An 18,173-nucleotide genomic window follows, 5' to 3' on the forward strand; every position below is an offset into this window, starting at 1 on the left:
GCGGCACCGGCTCGACCACACGTGTCCGTCGACCGAACGGCTCGACGAACTTCGCGCCCGACGTCACCGTCGCCGACGGCCGCACCGTCGAGCTCAGTGATCTGCAGATCGACGGCAACGGCCAGCTCACCCCGGGCATCACCGCCGCGGGCGGGCACCTGCTCGTCCGCGACACGACGGTCACCGGTAACGGCAACCACAGTCCCGGCACCGGTGGCGGCATCGCGGTCACGGCCGGCAGCCGTGAGGCGGACGTGCTCGTCTTCGACAGCACGATCGCGAACAACGTCTCCGACAACGCCGGCGGTGGCATCTGGGTGACGAGCGCGAGCGCGGCATCGCTCACGATCGTCAACAGCACGGTGAGCGGTAACACGACCCAGGGCGGCGGAACGTTCGGCGGCGGTGGCGTCGCGGTCAGCAACGCGTCGTTGACGGCGCGCGACAGCACGATCACCGCGAACACCACCGACTCCAACGGCGGCGGCGGGATCTTCGCGACCACGAACACGCCGCCCGTGTCGCTCACCAACACGATCGTTGCCGGCAACACCGCCACCGGTGGTGGTGCCGACTGCGAGGTGTACGCGGGACGTCCGACCGTCGACGGCGGTCACAACGTGATCGGCGAGAACACGGGCGTCGTCGGCACCGGTTGTCCCGGCTTCACCGACGGCGTCAACGGTGACCATGTCGGCACGCACGGCTCGCCGATCGACGTAGTGCTCGCGGCCCTCGCGTCGAACGGTGGCCCGACCGCGACGCACAAGTTGCTTCCCGGCAGTCCCGCGATCGGAGCGGGCGACGGGGCCGACTGCACGCTCGCACCGGTGACGAACCGCGATCAGCGCGGGCATCTCCGCAAGGCGACGCTCCGCGGCACGTGCGACATCGGCGCCTACGACACCGGCGGCGCGTAGACGAAGCCGTCGTCAGCTCGCGGAGCCCACCTCGAGCGCGACCGCGCCGAGAAACTCGGTCACAACCTCTGCGAAGCGCGCGGGTTGCTCGCAGTGCGGGTAGTGGCCCACACCCTCGAAGATCTCGAGGCGGCTCCCGGGCATCGCGTCGTGGCAGGCGTACGCATGCTGCACGGGGATGATGCCGTCGCGATCGCCCCACATGATCAACGTCGGCTTCTGCGACGCGAGGTGCAGGCGATTCTTCGCGCTCACGCGCTGTCCCGACATATCGACGACGGCGCGCAGCGTGTGCAAGAACGCGGTACGGGTCTCGGCGTCGGCGAGCGAGCCGTAGCTGTGCCACATCTCCTCGAGATTCGGCGCGGGGCGGAGTCCGAGCCGGGAGAACCAACCCGCGACCGCGATGCCCGCGTCGGACAAAGGCCGCGCGCACAGCAGCGGCAAGACGTACTCGGCACCCGGAACCGTGAGCGCGCGCAGCAGCGGGCTTACCTCGTCGCCGAGCCCGCCACTCGACACGAGCACGAGCGCGTCGCACCGCTCCGGATATTGGTACGCGAACTGCATCGCGATGCCACCGCCGAGCGACTGCCCGATCAGCGTCGCGTGCCGGTGCCCCAGCGCATCGAGCAGGTCGCGCAACCCGGTCGCGAACGCGCCGAGCGAGTAGTCGGTGCGCGGTTTCGCCGACGCACCGTGCCCGAGCAGATCCGGTGCGACGACGGTGAAGTGCCGCGCGAGGTCGGGCATCACGGCCCGCCAGGTCGACGAGCGGCCGGCCATGCCGTGCACGAGCAACAGCACAGGACCGGTGCCGGCCGACCGGAACGCGATGTCGTCGCCGTTGATGTCGACGTGTTGCAGTTCGAAGCGCGTCATCGGAGCCTGCTCCCGTCGGCCGCGTCGATCCGCGCCACGCTACCGAGAACGCGCGGTCACGCTCGACACGTACGTCAGTCGTAGAGCGCCTCGACTCCGGCCCGGCCGCCTTCGAGCGCGACCAGACACGCAACGGTGTCACCGGCCGACTCGGTGACGATCTGCCACAGCACGCGCCGTCGCCGTTGCGCGACGTCCCACCACCGCAAGTCGTGCGGCCACGGCCCCGCCCACGCGACGACCGGTCCTCCCCCATCGCGCAACCCGCGACACCGCAGTACCGCGGGCGCGCCCGATGCCTCGCCGCGACCCGACACGACGACCGGCCGGCCGGAAGCGTCGAGCAGCTCCGCGACCAACGGCGGATCGAACAAGCGCGTCGGTGACGGCGGCGGCACCGCGCCCGGCCACGGTGGCCGCTCCCCCGCCGCGACCAGCAACGGTCGGTCCGCCTCACGCGGCTCGCCCCACGGCACCCAGCGCACCCGCTCCGCCGGGGTGCGGCCGCCCTGTGCCACCGCGGTCGTGACCGCGTCGAAGCCGAGCATTCCCTGCACGCGCGCGAACGCGCGATCCGCGCGGTCGGCCGCCGCGAGATCACCGCCCCAGAATCCGAGCTGACGGCCCGACAACGGCACGACTTCGTCGGGCACGAGACCGAGTCGCGTCAACGCGCCGGTCGTCGTGTCGAAGCTCTCCGCGTCGGCGAGCGCGTCCTGCAACGCGCGCGGATCGTCGACACCCGAAACCAACACCGGCGACTGCGTGGTCAACCAACCTTCGAGCTGCCAGCGGACCCGGTCCGCGAGCGCGCGTGAAGCAAACGGTCCGACGTGACGCCACGTGCGTTCGAGCCGCTCGCCGTGCTCGGTCTCCGCGGTCACGAGCACGCGCGTGCAACCCAGCCCTCGATCCGCGAGCCGCGCGACCAATCGATCGGCGATTCCCTTCGCAAGGAACGCGGTGTGATCGACACGCGTCGCGGGCGGGTCGAGCTCGATGTACTCCGCGCAGTCGGCGGGCGGCTCGACGAGCACCAGCGGCCGGTCGTCACCGCCGCGCGCGAGCTCGTAGAGCCGCGCGCCCTCGACACCGAACCGCGTGAGCACCGACGCCGACGGCAACGCGGCGAAGTCGCCGAGCGTCGGCAATCCCAGCCGGACCAACAGCACTGCGAGATCAGGATCACCCAAGAACCCGACCGGATGCGGCGCGAGGAACTCGGCCGACAGGCCCGGCGCGACCACGATCCCCCGTGCGTCGACGAGCGCCGCGAGTCGCGCCGCGAACCCGCCGTCGGCGACACCGACCCGCAACGACACTGCATCATCACCGAGCACCGCGCCCGCCGCAGCCTTCACGCGCGCGACGAGCCCGTCGTCACCGCCGTAGTAGCGCGCGGGACCGCGCGTCGGGAACGACAGCAGCCCCGGTTCCTCGAGCTCGAGCCGCGGGGTCAGTGCCTCGACCGCGCGTGCGACAACTTCGAACACCCGCGCTTCTTCACCGCGGTCGACCTCGGCGATCATCAAGCCGGGACAGCGCGCCTCCGCCTCGCGCCGCGTCAGCCCCGGTTCGACGCCTTCCGCGCGCGCCTCGAGCGACGCCGCGCGCACGAGCTCGCGACTCCCCACGCGCTCGCGCACGACGACGGGCAACCCGCGCGTCGACGGATCGCGTCGACGGACGACGGTGACCGCCCAGTCGCTGCACACCATGCAACACGTGCGAACCGCCGTCACCGCCACCGTCACGATTCAGCCGGCGGCTGCGAGCACACCACGACGGGCCGCGCCCCGCCCTTCGACGCGCAGGTGCAGCTCGCGATCGACGAGCAGTCCGTCGGAAGCACAGCGCCACGGACCCGGCTGCACGTGCAATCGCAGCGCGGCCTCCGCGGGCCACGCGACCGATCGCAGACCCGGCACCGACTCGATCGCGACGAACACCGCGCCGCGCTCGCGCGCCCGCGCGGTCAGCCGGCGCGCGTCACCCAACCGCACGCCGAGCGGCAGACACGCGGCGACGACGGTCGCGCCCTCGAGCAGCGCGGCGACGACGACCGCCCACTGTTGCGCGGGAACCGGGCGCACGAACGCGCACCGTTCCAACGCGACCCCTGCCTCACCGACCGCGGCGCCGCCCAACGACAACCCCGGCTCGACCACCGCGGCCCACTCCCCGGCCGCGGTCGCAGCCGCGAGCAACGGCAGCAACACGCTCGACGTCCCCGCGCCCCCGGCCAACGTGACGACCGATCCCCGCCGCAACCCACCGTCGGGCAGCAGCGCGCCCAGCGGGTCGGCGACCGCGAGCCGCCGCGACCCGGCAAGCACCGGAGCGCACGCCTCGCGCGCCACATGCTCGAGCCGCCGCCGAGCCTCGCGGTCACGCAGGGGAAGCACTGCCACGTGCTCACGGTATGCGAACACCTGTTCGATCGGCAAGCGGCCTCGGCGGACCCGCGCCTACCCCGACCGCCCTGAAGGTCGACGGCCCGCGGCAGTGGGAGCCCGCGGCAGTGGGAGCTCGTCGCACGCGTCGTCGCGCGTTACTCGGTACGCGCCCTCACGATCGAGGAGCCCGCGGTCGAGGACATCGTCCGCGCCATCTACACCGGCGACGTCGTGCTCGATTCCGCGGCCACCGGCGCCGGCGGCAAGGGCACACCGAGCGCGTCCGGCGACCAGCCCGCGTCCTCGCCGTAGTAGTGGAACAGGTGCGTGATCGTGTGCTCGACCTTGCCTTCGAGGTCGGCCCACGCGCCGGCCGGCGCCTCGACGGTCACGACGTTCGAGTAGACGGTCACGGCCGTCGCGCCCAGCACGAACAGGCGCTCCGCGAGCACATCGGGAGGCCGACGCGCGTGCACGTCCTCGGGGCCGGCGTAGCGCTCGATTGCCATGCCCGTGAGCGAACGGTTCGTATCGAAGAACCGCACCTCGGGGCGGGAGCCCGCGCGTGACGTCACCGTGATCGTCTGTCCCATGAGCGTGATCGTAGGCGGGCGAGCAGGAACGCCCGAACTCGGCGCACGGGCGCATATCGGCCGGGCTCGGGCCGGTTCGATCCGCTTACTTGAACAGCTTCCAGAACATCGCGCCGACCTTGCGCTGTCTGCCCGATCTCGTCCACGGGATGCCCGTCGCGCGCGACACGCTGCGCTTCGCCTTGGTGATGCCGAGGAATCGGTTCCACGAGAACCCACCGCGGTTCGTCATTCGCAGCCGATGCCGTCGTGGTCGGTGTCGAGTCCGTAGATATCCGGGCCGGTGACCTGCACCGGACCGTGCACGTATCGCGGCCCGTTACCCGAGCCTCCCGCGCAGTCGACATCCGGGCCCGGTGGAATGCACGGGCTGTATCCCGGCGTGCAGTCCGGCGGCGGTGGCGGTGCGGCCGTCGGCGGAGTCGTCGCCGGTGGCGCGGTAGGCGGCACGGTCGCGCGCGTCGTCGTCGGCGCGCGCGTGGTCGTCGTGCTCGCGGTGGTCGTCGCCGGCGGTTCCGTCGTGCTCGTCGTCACGGCCACCGAGCTGCTGGTGGTGGTCGCGATCGCGGCCGCCACCTTCGGCTTCGGCGTGCTCGTGCTTGCCGACGCGGCCGCGCCGACGAACAGCACGGCAACGATCGCGGTCACGCCGACCTTGAGCCCGCGGGCCCATGGCTTGTGTTTCCAGACGAGCCACAGCCCGACCGGGAAGAAGATCAGCAGCGCGACGACCAGGAACCACGTCTGGTCGTACCACGGCGCGTTGGACGAGCTTCCTACAGAACCGTCGATCCCCACATTGCCCTCCGGCACTCTCGCTGCCGGTCGTATCGGCAGCGCGCGCCGCGCGATTGAGCCCGACGTCGGGACGTCGGTCGAAGGGGCCTAGACGGGGAACAGACGCAAGCTGCGGTCGTAGCGCTCCAGGCCCGACCAGGGGCTGTAGTCCATGAAGACCCACGACCGCCGGTGGATCGCGCAGGGCCCGTAACCCGCGAGCGCGTGCTTGTGCGTCGGCGAGGGGTAGCCGCGGTTCGACTCGAATCCGTACGCCGGGAAGTGCTCGGCTTCCTCCGCCATCATCGCGTCGCGCGTCACCTTCGCGACGACGGACGCGGCCGCGACCGACAGGACCGTGATGTCGGCCTTGACGATCGTGCGGACCCGGTCGCCGAGCCCGAAGTAGTCGTGCTTGCCGTCGAGCACGATCCGGTCGGGCACGTAGCCCGCGACCGCGAGCTGGTCGAGCGCGCGGTTGCCGGCGAGCCGCAACGCGACCGTCATGCCGAGCTCGTCGCACTCGCGGTGTGACGCGTGACCGACGGCAAACGCGATCGCCCAGTCGCGCACGCGCGCCGCGCACTTCTCACGTTCGTTGGGCAACAGCATCTTCGAGTCGCGCACGCCCTTGAGATGTTGTTCGGGCGCGATCACCGCACCGACCGTGACCGGTCCTGCCCACGAGCCGCGGCCGACCTCGTCGATCCCGCAGACGAGCCGGTCGCCCGCTTCCCAGCAACGGCGCTCGACCCGCAGGGTCGGAAAGGTCTGCGTCGTCATCGCCTCCGACACTATTCATCTTCACGACCCGCTCATCTTCACGACCCGCGCTCCTGACGCCTCAGCCTCCGAGTCGGCTGGGCCGCACCGCGACCCGCCCGTTCTCGAGCCGTCGCGATCCTGAACGCGACCCTCTTGCGTCCTGACCGGGGAGGCTTACGATCGCGGACGTGCATTCGGGCAGCCGCGTCGAGGTGCGATCCCGGTTCGACGCCCACTGGGCGCGCGGCTTCGAGGTCGCCGAGGTGGTCGAGCACTCCGGCGAGACCCGCTACCGCGTGCGGCGCCGGTCCGACGGCTCGATCCTGCCCGTGCTCTTCGTCGACGACGACGTTCGCGAGGAGAAGAAGCGCGAGCTCTGGTGGGTCTGAGCCCTACTTCTCCTTGAGCAAGGAGATGAGATCCTCGACCGGGATCGCCTGCATGGTCGTCGTGCGCATCGTGCCGCGCGCCGCGAGCATCACCGCAGCGCGCGCCATCGTGCGCTCGTCGGGCGCCTCGATGATGTTGAGGAAGTCGTACGCGCCCATCAGCGCGTACTGCGCGACGACGCGCAAGCCGAGGCCTTCGACCTCGCTGCGCACCTGGCTGATGCGATCCGGGTTCTCCCGCACGGTCTCCCACCCGCCGGGACCGAGCGTCGTGAGCATCGCGTAGGTCGGCACGCGGGCAGCCTACCGAGGGTTCCGGCGAAAGCCACCGATCGCGCGAACCTGTCGCCGTGTCCGAGCAATGGGAACGCGTGATCGCGACCGACGCGGTATCCGCCGGTCGTGTCGTCGAGGTCGACGTCGCGAACGACGAGGCCGTTGCGTGGCGGACGCGATCGGGTGCGCCGTGCGTGATGGCCCGCCGATGTCCACATCTCGACTGGGACCTCACCGACGCGATCGTGATGGGCGACGAGTTGCTGTGCGCGGGACACGGCTGGTCGCTGCGCGCCGACGGGGTCGCGCTCAAGCGCAACGAGTTCGGTCGCGAGGACACGAAGGGCACGATCCACACGTGGTCGGCCCGTGACTGCGACGGCTGGATCGAGGTCGAGCGGCCGGGCGCCTACCGGCCCGACGAGCCCGAGGACGGCCCCGCCTAGGCTCCGCGCCATGGCCACACCCGAGAAGCGCACCGTCGCGATCGTCCCCCACACGCACTGGGATCGCGAGTGGTATTCGCCGTTCCAGGCCTTCCGGATGCGGCTCGTGAAGCTGCTCGACGCGCTGCTGCCGATGCTCGAATCGGACCTCTCCTACGCGCGCTTCCTCCTCGACGGGCAGACGATGGTTCTCGACGACTACCTCGAGATCCGGCCCGAGGCCGCGGCCGCGCTCACGCGCCTCGCCGCGAGCGGGCGGCTCGCGGTCGGCCCGTGGATGGTCCTGATGGACGAGTTCATGGTGTCGGGCGAGACGCTCGTGCGCGACCTCCAGATGGGCATGGCGCGCGGCGCGCAGTTCGGCGGCGCGATGCAGGTCGGCTACCTGCCCGACATGTTCGGCCACGTCGCGCAGATGCCCCAGATCCTGCGACTCGCCGGCCTCGATCACGCGGTCGTATGGCGCGGTGTGCCGCTCGCGATCACGCAGACCGCGTTCTGGTGGGAAGCGCCCGACGGCTCACGCGTGCGCGCCGAGTACCTCTACGGCTCCTACTCGAACGGTCGCGACATCCCCGACGACGCGAAGCAGCTCGTCGGTCGCGCGCGCGACTACGAAGCGGAGCTCGGTCCCGTGCGCATCGGCGACATGCTGCTGATGAACGGCACCGACCACCAGATGCCGCAGGCGTGGCTCGGTCGCGTCGTCGCCGAGGCGAACGACGTGCAGGACGACTACGAGTTCGTCGTCACGTCGCTCGCCGAGTACCTGCCGACGCAACCCGTCGACGACCTGGCCACGTGGCGCGGTGAGCTGCGTTCGGGTGCGCGCGCCAATGTGCTCATGGGTGTCGCGTCGAACCGCGTCGACATCCACCGCGGCTGCGCGGCGGCGGAGCGCGCGGTCGAGAAGCGCGCGGAGCCGTTGAGTGCGCTGTTCCGCGCGCCGCACGACTACCCGCACGCGCTGCTCGAACTGGCCTGGAAGCTGCTCGTCGCGAACAGCGCGCACGACTCGTCGTGCGCGTGCAGCTCCGACGAGGTCGTCGACCAGGTCGGCGTGCGCTACGCCGAAGCGCGCCAGCTCGGCGACGGCCTCACCGTCGACGCGGTCTCCGACCTCGCGAGTGCGCTCGACGCCGAACCTCACGACCTCGTCATCGTCAACCCGACGGCACGCGCGCGCGGCGGGCTCGTCGAGCTCTCGTTGCCCGGGCACGGCCCCGCGCACGTCGTGGGGCGCGACGGTGTCGCGCATCCCGCGCAGGTGCTCTCCGAGCGGGGCGGCATCGCGTTCGCCACCTCCGTCACCGGCAGCAAGGTGCGCTGGGTGCTCGACCTCATGCGCGGCACCGAGTTCGCAGGCAACTCCGTCGCACGCGTCGAGACCGAGACCGTCGCCGACGGCGCGTTCGAAGTCGCGCTCCACATCGCGACACCCGGCGACGACCTGAGCGACCTCGGCGAGCTGCGCGAGGAGATGCTGGCGCTCGGCGACGCGGGGCGCACGATTCGCGTGAAAGTTCACCGTCCGCCGAGCCGGCGCCTGCTCTTCGACGCGGGATCGGTGGCCGGCTTCGGGTGGACGACGGTGCGCGCGGCCGAGGGCGAGGGACCCGCGAGCCCGGTGAGTGCTTCGGGGTCGGGGCTGCGCAACGAGCACCTGACCGTCGCGGTCGACAGTGCAACCGGCACCTACTCCATCACGACCGACGGCGTGTCGGTGAGCGGCCTCGGCCGGCTCGTCGACGGCGGCGACGGCGGCGACACGTACAACTACTCGCCTCCCGAGACCGACGTCGTCGTCGACACACCGGAGTCGGTCGCGGTCACCGTCGTCGAGAGCGGCCCGGTGCGCGCACGGATCGAGATCGCCACTCGGTATCGGTGGCCGGCGGGCGCGCACGGCGATGGGCGCTCCTGTACCGCGCGCCGCGACGAGCTCGTCGACGTCACCGTGCGCACCACCCTCGAGCTGCGCCCCGGCGAACGTTTCCTGCGCGTCCGCACCGAGCTCGAGAATCCGTGCGACGACCATCGCCTGCGCGCGCACTTCCCGCTGCCGGCGGTCGTGCGGGGCTCCGAGGCCGAGTGCGCGTTCTCGGTGGTGTCGCGCGGGCTCACCGCCGAGGGCGGCGACCTCGAGTTCGGGCTGCCGACGTTCGTGTCCCGCCGGTTCGTCGACGCGAGCGACGGCGCCGTCGGCCTCGCGCTGCTGCACGACGGCCTGCTCGAATACGAGATCGTGGGCGACGGCTCCGAGCTCGCGCTCACGCTGTTGCGCGCGGTCGGGTTCCTGTCGCGCAGCGAGCCGTCGCTGCGACCGAACCCCGCCGGCCCCGTCGACCCGGTGCGCGGCGCGCAGATGCGTGGCCGCAACGTGTGCGACTACGCGGTGCTCCCCCACCGCGGCGACTGGCGGGCCGCCGATCTCTACGGCGCGGCGGACGCGTTCACGGTGCCGCTCGAGCGGGCGCGTGTCCCGGAGATCCGCAGCCGCAGGCTCCCCGAGACGGGCACCGCGCTCGAGGTTTCCGGCGCGGAGGTGTCGGCCGTCGCGCGCGACAACGGTGGTCTCGTCGTGCGGCTGTTCCGCACGGATGCCGGCGAGGGCGAGGTCACGATCGGTCAGGCGGGACTGCCGGCGCGGGGCTGGATCGTCGACCTGCTCGGCGCGCCGCGCGAGCCGTTCGAGGGCGCGATCACGATGCGCCCGTGGGAGATCACGACCCTGCGCCTCTCCTGACCTTCTGTGGTACTGCGTTACCGGCGTATCGCCGGGTAACGCAGTACCACGGCACCACCCGCACCACCGCACCACGGCACCACCGCGCTCGGGCGCGCTCAGCCGCGGACGACGGTGAAGCCCGGGACGAGCTCGGCGAAGCCCGCGAGCGTGTAGAGGTCGGGGCCGAGGAAGCGGTAGCGGTCGCTCAGCGGTCGGAGGCGGTTCTCGATGTCGCCCGCGACCACGATGCAGCCCGGCGCGGCGGACGCGCACAAGCGCGCCGCGAGGTTCACGAACGGGCCGTAGACGTCGCCGCCGCGCACGATCACCGATCCGAACGCGAGCCCCACCCGCAATGGTGGAAGCTGCTTGTCCGCCGCGCACGCGGCGACGAGATCGAGCGCGAGGTCGCACGCGACTCCCGGCGCGGGCGTCATGAACATCACCGCGTCGCCGATGCGCTTCACGACGTTCGCACCCGCACCCGCGACGATGTCGAACGCGATCGCCTCGAACGCGTCGATCATCATCACGAGCGCGGCCGGATCGAGCCGCCCCGACAGGCTCGTGTACCCGGACAGGTCGGCGAACCCGATCGCGAGGTCGACCGCGTTCGTACGCGTCGGCGACGCGCCGGAGTCGCTGTAACGCCGACCGACGGCATCGAGGTGGTGGCGGTGCAACGTGTCGACCGCGGCCGACACCTGCGGGAACATCTCGGTCACCATCGCGACGTAGCTCTGCGCGATCTTCACGTAGTCCTGCTCGTCGACGAGCGGCGCCTCGATCGTCGACCGCAGCAGCGCGGTCTCGGCCTCCGCCATCGACGCGGTCGCGCTCCCCATGATGCGGACGAGCTGTTCGAGTCGCTCGGCGCCGACGACGTCGCTCATCAGACGGAAGAAGACGAACATCTCGAGGTCGCGCTCGCTGAACCGGCGTTCGTGCCGGCGCGGGTCCGCGAATCCCGCGGCGCGCCACAGGCGCCCGACGGTGACCTCGTCGAGCCCCGTGCGCTGCGCGAGCTCCGGGAGCGTGCAACGGGCGCCGTCGGGTCGCAGGCGGTTCAGCGCGGCGACGCTCATGATCCGTTGCTCGTCGTGCGCCTGCACGAGCTCGGGAACCGACAGCCCGAGCGCGAGGAGGTATTCGAGCAGTGCGAGACGCGCGAACGCGTCCGGTGCGTCCGGGTCGTAGAGGCCGGCCGCGGTCAGCATCTCGTCGAGGCGCTCGTCGCTCACGAGAAGCTCCCCGGTTCGTCGACGACCGCGCCCGACACGACCGGCGCGGCCGAGCCCAACGACAGCAGCCGCGACGCGTCGACTTCCGCGAGCAACGCCTCGCCGTTCCCGCCGACACCCGACCACGCCGCGTCGAGCGCCGGCGCGCGCAACGACAGTCGCTCCGGAATGTCCCACAACAGCGCGGGCCGTGCGCCGTGCCAGCGCAGCGCGAACGACACGGGTCCGAGCGCCGTCGGCGCGTCGTGCACCGCGACCGGCTGACCGAGCCACTCGACCGGGAACGACGGCAACATGACGACATCATCGTCCTCGACGCGCAGCAACGCGTCGCGCACCGCGAGCAGCCACTCCGCCGCGCCGCGCGCCGTCGCCCCCGCGGGCTCGGCGGTCGCGCGCAACCGCGGCCATGGGTCCTCGCGCACGTCGGCCGCGCGATCACGGCCCTCGTCGAGCCCCCAGGCCCCGCTCGCCGCGGCGACGAGCCGGTCCCGCCCACCGCCGAGCATCAACGTGACCCGCGCCGCGTCGACGGCCCGGTCCAGTGCCTCCTCGGGCAGCTCGACGCGCATTCCCCGTTGGTCGAGCGACGCGTCCCACCCGCGCTCGACGTCGTCGGCCGACGGGAGCTGCGCGACTGCGACCGAGGTCGCGCCCGGCAGCGCGGTGGCGGCCGCGATACGCGTTCGAGTCCGGTGCGCGAGCGGGAACAGCACCGCGACCTCGAGGTCGCCGCGCCGCGCCGCGACCGGCTCGAACGAACCGCTCGCGGCGTCGCCGCCGAGCACGCGCTCGCGCACGCCGCGCGCACGGGGCTCGACCGCCCATCGCAACGGTGCGCGCGGCAACGTCACGAGCGCGCGGTCGTCGATGCGCAGCGTCGTGCCGTCGAGCGCGACGCGTCCGATGCGATAGCCGGGCGCGGCGCGCAGCACCCACGCGACGACCACCGGACCCGGCGACTCGTTCTCGAGGTCCGCGACCACCCACGGCACCGGTGATCCCGCGCACGCGTAGCCGCGCAGCACGACCTCGCCGCCCGGCACGCGCACGCGCGCGTCGACCGCCGGCGCGCGGCCCGGCCGCACCGCGCGCCCCGCGCCCTCCGACGGGAGGTGCCACGCGTCGTCGGCGCCGATCCACCAGTCGATCTCGATGCCGGCGAGATCGAGCACGAGCGTTCCGTGCTCACCGGCCGCGCCGACCACACCGTCGGCCAGCGTGCCGAGAGGCGAGACGATCGGTTGGTCGGACGGCGAGCCCCGCACCCGTGCATGCTCGCGCGAGCGTGCACCGCGCCGCTCAGCCGGTGGAGAGCTCCACGAACACGACCGCCTGCCCTCGCGGTACGGCAATCGTCGTGCCGCCGAGCTCGAACGAGGTCCGTCCCGATTCGAGCGGGATGACCTCGACGATGACGAATCCGCCCGCGCCTCGCTCCCACTCCTCGAGACCACGGTGGGCGAATCCGGCGCGCTGCAGCGCGGTCCCGACGACGTTCTCGAGATTCGTGGCCGACTCATCGGTCGCCCCGAGCGCGATCTCGCGTTCGGGATGGTTGCCGAGATCGAAGCCGTCGAACTGGTGGCGATCGGCGATCACGGTTCCGAGATCGGCGACGCGCACGTCGGCGACCGCGCGGTCGATGCGGCGCACCTCGGCGTGGGTCTGTTGGAGGTCGTCGTACACGAACCACGCGATCAGGACGGCGATGAGGGCGATGCCCGCATAGCCGAGGATGATCCCCGCGAGCGCGAGCCCACCGCCGCGCAACGACGGATCTCGTCGGATGCGCCGGCGTGCGAGGTGTCCGGTGACGATCGCGACGATCGCGGCGAGCACTGGCAGCAGGATCTGCGCGATCGCGGCCGCGATCGACGCGATCGCGAGCTGCGAGGGACGCCGCCCTTCCCCCACCGGCGGCTCCACTACGTCGGGCGGATCCCGTGCAGCTCGGGCCGCGCCTTGCGGCCCATGAGCTCGGGCACGAGGTCCGCGGGCCGCGCGCCTTCGTACAGCACGCGCCCCACGAACTCGGCGAGCGGCATCTCGACCTTCTCGCGCGCCGCGATCTCGAGCACCGCGGCGGTCGTCTTCACGCCCTCGGCGACCATGTTCATCTGCGCCACGATCTCGTCGAGCGGGCGACCGTGCCCGAGCTCGACGCCGACGTGACGGTTGCGACTCTGCGGGCTGCTGCACGTCGCGATCAAGTCGCCCATGCCCGCGAGGCCGGCGAACGTGAGCGGATCGCCACCGAGCGCGACGCCGAGACGCGCGAGCTCCGCGAGACCACGCGTGATGAGCGCGGCCTTCGTGTTGTCGCCGTAGCCGAGTCCGTGCGCCATGCCCGCGCCGATCGCGAGGACGTTCTTGAGCGCACCCGCGATCTCACACCCGACGACGTCGGGGTTCGTGTACACGCGGAACGTGCCGCCCATGAAGAGCTGCTGGAGGCGCTCGGCGACCGCGTGGTCGCGCATGGCGACGACCGTCGCGGTCGGCTGACCGGACGCCACCTCGCGCGCAAGGTTCGGACCGGTCAGCACGCCGATGCGACCACCGTCGTGCCCGTCGAGCACCTGCGCGGCGACCTCCGTCATGCGCAGGTTCGTGTCGCGCTCGACGCCCTTCGAGAGGCTCACGATCGACGCGCCCGCGTCGACGAACGGCGCGGCATCCGTGAGCACCGCGCGCATCCCGTGCGACGGCACCGCGAGCACGACGACGTCGGCACCCGTGCACGCGTGCTCCAGCGACGCGGTCGCGCACAGTCCCGTCGGCAACGGGATGCCCTCGAGGTACTGCGGGTTCTCGTGGCGCTCGTCGATCGTCCTCGCGAGATCGGCGTTGCGCGCCCAGAGCAAGGTCGACGCCTGCTTCGCCGCGAGCGCGGCCACGGTCGTGCCCCACGAACCCGCGCCGATCACCGCGACTCTCACGCGCTCGCTCACTGGCGCTTCGAGTGAGCTCACGCGGCCGTGCGGCAGCTGCGCAGCACCGCGGTCTCCGGCTCGCGCCACCACCAGAGGTCTCCCGGCGCCGGCCGCTGCGGGTAGATCGCGCGCGCCCGCGCGGTGCACGCGCAGATCGCGCTCATGATGCGGTCGGTCGCGTCACGGATGTCGTCGTCGGGTCCGACCGCGATCGGCTCGCCGAGCACCGCGGTCTGTGCGATCCCCCACCGATATTTCGGCTTGCGGCCCTTGAACATGATGCGGTGGGTGCCCCACAGCCCGACCGGCGTGACGGGCACACCGCTCTCCTGCGCGAGTCGCGCGGTGCCGGACTTGCCGACCATCGGCTCGAGGTCGAGTGAGATCGTGCCTTCCGGGAACACGGTGACGCACTCGCCCGCGCGCAACGCGTCGACGGCCGCGACGAGCGACGAGGCCGCGTCCTGCGCGCCGCGCTTCACTGGGATCTGGTGCACCGACCGCAACGCGGGGCCGAGCCCGGGCTTGTCGAACAATTCGGCCTTCGCGAGGAAGCGCACGCGCCGGCCGCGGCGATCGGCGAGCCACGCGAGCGTGAAGGGATCGAGGTACGAGATGTGGTTGCTCGCGACGATCGCCGCACCCCGCTCGGGGATCCGGTCACCGCCCTCGATCGACCAGTCGAGTCCCCACCGCAACCACGGGTACACGACTCCCTTCGCCAGGGAGTACAGCGGTTCCACGCCGGTAGCATACGCAGACCATGTCTCGGTCTTCCTCGCTGCTCGCCGAGGCCGGTGTGGTGATTCCCGTGCGCTCGTTCGTGCGCGGCAAGTCTCGCCTCGCGGGCACGCTCGACGCCGACGCGCACGAGGCGTTCGTGCGCGAGCTCGCCGGACGCGCGGCCGACGCAGCACGCGGACATCCGACGGTCGTCGTCACGGACGCGCCCGAAGTGCTCGCGTGGGCGGATACGCGCGGCATGTCGACGATCCCCGATCGCGGCTCGCTCGACGCCGCCGCGCACGACGGACGCGCGTGGGTCGCCGAGCGGGGTTGCACTCGGGTCGTCGTCGTGCACGCCGACCTCCCCGACATCACGTCGCTCGCCGCCGTCGCCGGCGACGGCGCCACGCCCGTCGCGGTGATCGTCCCCTGCCACCGCGACGACGGCACGCCGGTGCTGTCGCTCCCGGTCGCGGCGCCCTTCGACTTCGCCTACGGCCCGGGCTCGTTCGAGCGCCACGTCGCGACCGCCCGCGCAGCCGGCCTCGACGTCCGCATCGTGCAGGATCCCGCGCTGCGCTTCGACGTCGACGGCCCCGACGACCTCGCCGCGGTGCTCGATCGCCGGCCGGCCGCGCGATGACCGACCTCCCCGTGCCCGAGCGCGCCCTCGCCATCGGCGCGCACCCCGACGACATCGAGTTCGGTTGCGGCGCGACCCTCGCCAAGTGGGCCGCGGCCGGCTGCGCGGTCACGATGCTCGTGCTCACCGACGGTTCGAAGGGCTCGTGGGACGCGACCGCCAGCACCGACGCGCTCGCCGAGAGTCGCCGGCTCGAGCAGAAGGCCGCCGCCGCGGCACTCGGCGCGCGCGACGTGCAGTTCCTCGACCGCGTCGACGGTGAGCTCGTGTCGGGACGGCGCGAGCAGGCCGAGGTGTGCGCGGTGATCCGCGCCGCGCGGCCCGACGTCGTCTTCGGTCACGACCCGTGGAAGCGCTATCGCATCCATCCCGACCATCGGCACGCGGGCTGGATCACGCTCGACGCGATCGTCGCGGCGCGTGATCCGCACTTCTTCCCCGAGCAGCCCGACCCGCCGCACCGTCCGTCGCGAGCGCTGCTGTTCGAAGCGGAGGAGATCGATCACCACGAAGACGTCGACGGCTGGCTCGACGCGAAGGTTGCGTCGTTGCTCGCGCATCGCAGCCAGTGGCGGTCGACGATGAGCATCACCGACGACGGCAACGGTCGCGAGGCGTTCGTCGCGGAGGTGCACGACGACGCGGTGCGCGACGCGCACGGCTCCGACCTGCGCGTCGCCGAAGCCTTCAAGCTGCTGACCGACCTGTAGACGCGACGAGAGGCCCGGACATCCGGGCCCCTCGTGGTGAAGTGTGAAGAAGAGGAAGAAGGACTAGCGCTTCTTCGCGACCCGACGCTTCGCGGGACGCTTCTTCGCGGCGCGACGCTTGGCCGGAGCCTTCTTCGCCGCCTTCTTGACGGTGCGACGCTTGGCCGGAGCCTTGCGCTTCGCGGCCGCCTTCTTGACGGTACGACGCTTGGCCGGAGCCTTGCGCTTCGCCGCCTTCTTCACGGTCCGCTTCTTGGCGGGGGCCTTCTTCGCGGCCTTCTTGACCGTACGCTTCTTGGCGACCCGCTTCACGGCCTTCTTCTTCGCGGGGGCCCGCTTCGCGGCCTTCTTCTTGGCCGGGGCCCGCTTCTTCGTGGCTTTCTTTGCCGGAGGCACCAGTAGCACCCTTTCGATGACGGTTGATCCTCGATGGGGAGTTCCGCGGGCGTCCGTGTCCCGCGCCCCGTGGTGGTTGAGCTAGCGCCCCGCCACCTGGGCCTTGAATTTCGTACCGACGGTGAACCGGGCGCTCTTCGCCGCAGGAATGTCGACCGGTTCACCGGTACGCGGGTTGCGACCGGTACGCGCCTTGCGATCGGTAGGCGTGAACGACCCGAAGCCGGGAAGCGTCACGCGATCGCCACCGGCGACCGCTCCCTGGATCGAGTCGATGAACGCGTTGAGCGCTTTTTCGGCGTCGCTCTTGGAGAGGCCGCTGCGTTCGTGCATTGCGTCGACCAACTCGGCCTTGTTCAAGACAGCCTCCGAGTGTTGTGCGTGTATCTCCCGAATCAGAACGCATTTGCAATGCAAGGTCAAGCACCCTCACGTGTGCTTGGCCACGCGACGCGCGCTGTCGACGCGTGAGTTCGCACGTTGACGGGCGCGCGTCGATGCACGCGCGTCGCCGCGCGACACGGTGCGTGCTCGACGCGCGTGCGCGCGTCCGTGCGCGCTCGACGCTCGTTCGCGTGCGCACGCGCGAACGAGCGTCGGCGAGCGATCGCGTGCGCCGCGCGACGACGACATCCAACGCTGCGAACAACGTCGAACGTTGTGATGTCGACAGCGAAAGTGCAGGTCAGCGCGTTGGTCACGCGACGATCGCACCGAGCTCGCCGACGCGCGCGTCGCGGTCGACGAACGAGGACACGCAATCGCGCACGCGTCGACCAAGGGGCCCGAGGCACCACTCCGCAAGCAGTTCGATGATCGCACGAGCGCGTTCGCAACGGGTGGATGCCCGACCGTGCGAGCGCGTCGCGCGACGTGCGCCACGACCGTGTCGACGCGTCGATGCGCGCGGCAACGCGCACGACACGACCGCGCGAAAAATTTCTTCGCGAACGGCGTGCTGAGCCCTGCATCGGCGTCGCGCGCGCGGTTCGCACGCGCGATCACGCGCGCTCACGCGTCCTTCGGCGCGCGCGATCCGGTGCCCGAACGCGACGACGAGCTGCACGCGCGGCCGAGTGATCGAGCCACCGAACGTCGGGTCGACGTTCACGCTCCGTGGGAGCCCGGGCTCGGTACCCGGGCTCCGGAGTGGCAGCCCCGAGCGGATTCGAACCGCCGCTTCCGCCTTGAGAGGGCGGCGTCCTGGGCCGCTAGACGACGGGGCCGGGACCTTCGGGCCGGGTCTGGCGATCCGGCAGCTCGGGGGGGAGGACTCGAACCTCCAACAACAGGGCCAGAACCTGCCGTGTTGCCGATTACACCACCCCCGAAAGGGTCGCTCCCGCCAC

Annotated in this window: 20 protein-coding genes, 2 tRNA genes and 1 pseudogene; 7 read left to right on the forward strand and 16 right to left on the reverse strand. The window is 71.7% G+C overall.

The features are described from left to right. On the forward strand, positions 1-920 hold a 920-nt coding region (locus VH914_02215; GenBank protein ID HEX4489996.1), incomplete at its 5' end, for a choice-of-anchor Q domain-containing protein. A 12-nt stretch (positions 921-932) separates the two neighbouring features. Here the strand turns inward: VH914_02215 and VH914_02220 are convergent. From VH914_02220 to VH914_02240, 5 genes are all read right to left on the reverse strand, one after another. Further along, entirely contained in the window at positions 933-1,802 is an 870-nt protein-coding gene (locus VH914_02220) for an alpha/beta fold hydrolase (GenBank protein HEX4489997.1), read from the reverse strand. Positions 1,803-1,876: 74 nt separating this feature from the next. Further along, positions 1,877-3,544: a DNA polymerase Y family protein gene (locus tag VH914_02225; protein ID HEX4489998.1), complete on the reverse strand. Its 1,668-nt coding sequence runs from the start codon at positions 3,542-3,544 to the stop codon at positions 1,877-1,879. 15 nt (positions 3,545-3,559) lie between these two features. After that, complete coding sequence (locus tag VH914_02230; protein ID HEX4489999.1) at positions 3,560-4,213, reverse strand: hypothetical protein; 654 nt, start codon at positions 4,211-4,213, stop codon at positions 3,560-3,562. Between the two features lie 200 nt (positions 4,214-4,413). Continuing rightward, a complete protein-coding gene (locus VH914_02235) occupies positions 4,414-4,791 on the reverse strand; it encodes a hypothetical protein (protein HEX4490000.1) in 378 nt (125 codons plus the stop codon). Between the two features lie 85 nt (positions 4,792-4,876). Next, positions 4,877-5,023, reverse strand: coding sequence for a hypothetical protein (locus tag VH914_02240; protein ID HEX4490001.1), 147 nt, complete (start codon positions 5,021-5,023; stop codon positions 4,877-4,879). Positions 5,024-5,074: 51 nt separating this feature from the next. Between VH914_02240 and VH914_02245 the strand changes: the two genes are divergently transcribed. Next, a complete protein-coding gene (locus VH914_02245; protein HEX4490002.1) occupies positions 5,075-5,680 on the forward strand; it encodes a hypothetical protein in 606 nt (201 codons plus the stop codon). Here VH914_02245 and VH914_02250 read toward each other — a convergent pair. After that, complete coding sequence (locus VH914_02250; protein ID HEX4490003.1) at positions 5,677-6,351, reverse strand: ribonuclease HII; 675 nt, start codon at positions 6,349-6,351, stop codon at positions 5,677-5,679. The genes VH914_02245 and VH914_02250 overlap by 4 nt on opposite strands. A gap of 170 nt (positions 6,352-6,521) precedes the next feature. On the opposite strand from VH914_02250, the gene VH914_02255 reads away from it, so the two are divergent. Beyond that, the gene (locus VH914_02255) at positions 6,522-6,722 is read left to right on the forward strand and encodes a hypothetical protein (protein ID HEX4490004.1); all 201 of its coding nucleotides are present in this window, start codon (positions 6,522-6,524) and stop codon (positions 6,720-6,722) included. A gap of 3 nt (positions 6,723-6,725) precedes the next feature. On the opposite strand, the gene VH914_02260 is transcribed toward VH914_02255, so the two are convergent. Beyond that, the gene (locus VH914_02260; protein HEX4490005.1) at positions 6,726-7,016 is read right to left on the reverse strand and encodes a GYD domain-containing protein; all 291 of its coding nucleotides are present in this window, start codon (positions 7,014-7,016) and stop codon (positions 6,726-6,728) included. Positions 7,017-7,072: 56 nt separating this feature from the next. On the opposite strand from VH914_02260, the gene VH914_02265 reads away from it, so the two are divergent. Further along, positions 7,073-7,444, forward strand: coding sequence for a Rieske 2Fe-2S domain-containing protein (locus VH914_02265; protein ID HEX4490006.1), 372 nt, complete (start codon positions 7,073-7,075; stop codon positions 7,442-7,444). Between the two features lie 10 nt (positions 7,445-7,454). After that, the gene (locus tag VH914_02270) at positions 7,455-10,190 is read left to right on the forward strand and encodes a glycoside hydrolase family 38 C-terminal domain-containing protein (protein ID HEX4490007.1); all 2,736 of its coding nucleotides are present in this window, start codon (positions 7,455-7,457) and stop codon (positions 10,188-10,190) included. A 98-nt stretch (positions 10,191-10,288) separates the two neighbouring features. Here the strand turns inward: VH914_02270 and VH914_02275 are convergent, their stop codons facing one another. The 5 genes and pseudogenes from VH914_02275 to VH914_02295 all read right to left on the reverse strand — a co-directional run bounded on the left by VH914_02275 (position 10,289) and on the right by VH914_02295 (position 15,092). Further along, positions 10,289-11,413, reverse strand: coding sequence for an adenylate/guanylate cyclase domain-containing protein (locus tag VH914_02275; GenBank protein ID HEX4490008.1), 1,125 nt, complete (start codon positions 11,411-11,413; stop codon positions 10,289-10,291). Next, the gene (locus VH914_02280) at positions 11,410-12,681 is read right to left on the reverse strand and encodes a hypothetical protein (protein ID HEX4490009.1); all 1,272 of its coding nucleotides are present in this window, start codon (positions 12,679-12,681) and stop codon (positions 11,410-11,412) included. The genes VH914_02275 and VH914_02280 overlap by 4 nt, the downstream gene beginning before the upstream one ends. 418 nt (positions 12,682-13,099) lie before the next feature. Continuing rightward, positions 13,100-13,330 (reverse strand): annotated as a pseudogene (locus VH914_02285) (DUF4190 domain-containing protein). An 11-nt stretch (positions 13,331-13,341) separates the two neighbouring features. Then, the gene (locus tag VH914_02290; protein HEX4490010.1) at positions 13,342-14,355 is read right to left on the reverse strand and encodes an NAD(P)H-dependent glycerol-3-phosphate dehydrogenase; all 1,014 of its coding nucleotides are present in this window, start codon (positions 14,353-14,355) and stop codon (positions 13,342-13,344) included. 29 nt (positions 14,356-14,384) lie between these two features. Beyond that, positions 14,385-15,092 carry a lysophospholipid acyltransferase family protein gene (locus tag VH914_02295; GenBank protein ID HEX4490011.1) on the reverse strand — a complete coding sequence of 236 codons (708 nt, stop codon included), beginning with the start codon at positions 15,090-15,092 and terminating at the stop codon, positions 14,385-14,387. A 20-nt stretch (positions 15,093-15,112) separates the two neighbouring features. On the opposite strand from VH914_02295, the gene cofC reads away from it, so the two are divergent. Then, positions 15,113-15,718, forward strand: a complete 606-nt coding sequence (cofC, locus tag VH914_02300) for a 2-phospho-L-lactate guanylyltransferase (protein ID HEX4490012.1) — start codon at positions 15,113-15,115, stop codon at positions 15,716-15,718. Continuing rightward, positions 15,715-16,428: a PIG-L deacetylase family protein gene (locus VH914_02305; GenBank protein ID HEX4490013.1), complete on the forward strand. Its 714-nt coding sequence runs from the start codon at positions 15,715-15,717 to the stop codon at positions 16,426-16,428. The genes cofC and VH914_02305 overlap by 4 nt, the downstream gene beginning before the upstream one ends. 63 nt (positions 16,429-16,491) lie before the next feature. Here VH914_02305 and VH914_02310 read toward each other — a convergent pair whose 3' ends face one another. The 4 genes from VH914_02310 to VH914_02325 all read right to left on the reverse strand — a co-directional run bounded on the left by VH914_02310 (position 16,492) and on the right by VH914_02325 (position 18,155). Next, positions 16,492-16,824, reverse strand: a complete 333-nt coding sequence (locus VH914_02310; protein ID HEX4490014.1) for a hypothetical protein — start codon at positions 16,822-16,824, stop codon at positions 16,492-16,494. An 81-nt stretch (positions 16,825-16,905) separates the two neighbouring features. Beyond that, on the reverse strand, positions 16,906-17,184 hold the full coding sequence (locus VH914_02315; protein ID HEX4490015.1) for an HU family DNA-binding protein: 279 nt from the start codon (positions 17,182-17,184) through the stop codon (positions 16,906-16,908). Between the two features lie 790 nt (positions 17,185-17,974). After that, positions 17,975-18,050 (reverse strand) — tRNA-Glu (locus VH914_02320). Positions 18,051-18,083: 33 nt separating this feature from the next. Further along, positions 18,084-18,155, reverse strand: a tRNA-Gln gene (locus tag VH914_02325). Between the last annotated feature and the right edge of the window lie 18 nt (positions 18,156-18,173).

This window comes from Acidimicrobiia bacterium (assembly GCA_036271555.1).
Lineage (GTDB): Bacteria > Actinomycetota > Acidimicrobiia > IMCC26256 > PALSA-610 > DATBAK01.